Genomic DNA, 1,762 nt, shown 5'->3' with positions numbered 1-1,762 from the left:
ATTGAGCTCCCTCGGTAAAATGTAGTTTTCTCACGAATGCTCGCTTATTCGCAGGATCTCTCCAATAGATAAATCGCTATTCGGATAGAAGAGGGGGTGTACCGTCAAATTCGCCAACGGAAGCGCATGCGGGAACAGAAGGGGCGAGTTTTCGCTCCTTTTTTACTGCTCTGTTGCACGCTTCTCCACGTACTTCCGGAGGCTTTCACTCCCATTTCTCGACGGGTCGATGCCCTTTCATTCCTTCGTTACGCCTATCCGGTTGGTGGAGGCCGGTTATCCTAACGGTACGGGTCTGTGCCCTTTTGCTCAATGCAATCCGGTACTCCGTGCAGTCTTGAGATCCTGCGAATAAGCCAATTTTCGTGCTAACTGAGAAGCGGCTAAGCAGTTTGTTTCATAGGATGAGCTCGATCAGGTTCGTAAGCTTCACCGCTATGTGCCATAGCAACCAGGAGGCGAGCCAACTTGCCGCAAAGCTTCATCACGGAGCGCATTGGCTTCATGCTTTTCATCTTAACATTCACTTCGTGCTGTCGTTTAAACGATACATCGTTCATGATGAGGGCCATGGTTGCCATGAACAGAGCATGCCGAAGCCTTGGTCGGTCACGTTTGCTGATGGACATCTGGCCCTTCCATTTGCCTGAACTCGCTTCAGCCAGGTTAAGGCCGGCATGCCGTAGCAACGCGTTACCATGTGCATAGCCGCTGAGGTCCCCAGCTTCACCGAGAATGCCGGCGACTGACAGGATGCTCATACCCTTAATAGCTAGCAGCGGCTCGGCTAGCGGAATCCGGATCAGTGCAGCCGCGACTTCATCCTCGATTACCTGCAGCTGCTCCGTAGCCAGATCGTATTCAGCGAGCAGCTGTTGAAGATGAAGCTTGTAGGCTCTCTCGGCATGCTTGGCGCCGACTGAGCGTGCTGCTAGAGCCAGCAGTTCGCCAGCTCTTCGTTCACCGCTGTGCCGCTTCATAACCGTTTTCCAGCCGTCGATTACCTGGCGAACGGTGAGTTTTTGAAGATTGGCAGGCGTAGGAAAGAGACGCAGTGTAGCAAGCGATCCAGGGCCAATGAGGTGCTTGTATACCAGCCGCAGCTCAGGGAACACAATGTCGACCCAGCGGTGGATCTGGTTCTTGACGCTGACGAGACGATGGACAATTGTCTCCCGGTTCGCCATGAGAACGCGCAGTTCCATAAACACTTCACTGGTTTCTTTGATAAAGGTGTAGTAGCCGTTTTTCACCATGTCGGCGATAACAAAGGCATCTTTGATGTCGCTTTTAGATGGTGTATTGTCGCGGTTTTCCTTGTTCTTTTTGACGAGATGAGGATTCACCAACACAACCTCAAGTTTGCGGTCTTTGAGCCAAGCAGCAAGGCTAAGCCAGTAGTGGCCGGTTGGCTCCATGCCGATGATGGTGTCGTTTAGTTGGTGCGTTTCCTGCAAACCTCTCATCCACTGCAACAATAGGCCGAAGCCCGTGTCGTCGTTGGAGAAGTGAAGCGGAGTGCCTAGCAGAATTCCACGGAAGTTGACGGCGCGCGCAACGTGGGTTTGCTGAGCGATGTCGATACCGACGACAAGGTGCTGAGTTGAAATGCGTTCGAGCAGTTGATTTTGTTTGGTTTGAGCTTTAAACTTCAAGATAGAGCGACCTCCTTATGATGGCTAAAGGGCTAAGACCCGTGACTACCCCATCTTACTGGAGGCGCTCGTTTTTATGCAAAACGCAAAATTAACGCTCTACAGGA

1 protein-coding gene is annotated in these 1,762 nt (G+C 51.9%); it reads right to left on the bottom strand.

What is annotated here, in order from left to right:
* Positions 1 to 383 precede the first annotated feature (383 nt).
* A complete protein-coding gene (locus WH37_RS33040; protein WP_046234927.1) occupies positions 384 to 1,655 on the bottom strand; it encodes an IS110 family RNA-guided transposase in 1,272 nt (423 codons plus the stop codon).
* Positions 1,656 to 1,762: the final 107 nt, after the last annotated feature.

The organism is Paenibacillus algorifonticola (assembly GCF_000971975.1).
Classification (GTDB): domain Bacteria; phylum Bacillota; class Bacilli; order Paenibacillales; family Paenibacillaceae; genus Pristimantibacillus; species Pristimantibacillus algorifonticola.
Note: the sequence above shows the minus strand (reverse complement) of the source record. Positions and strands in the feature narration are given on the sequence as shown.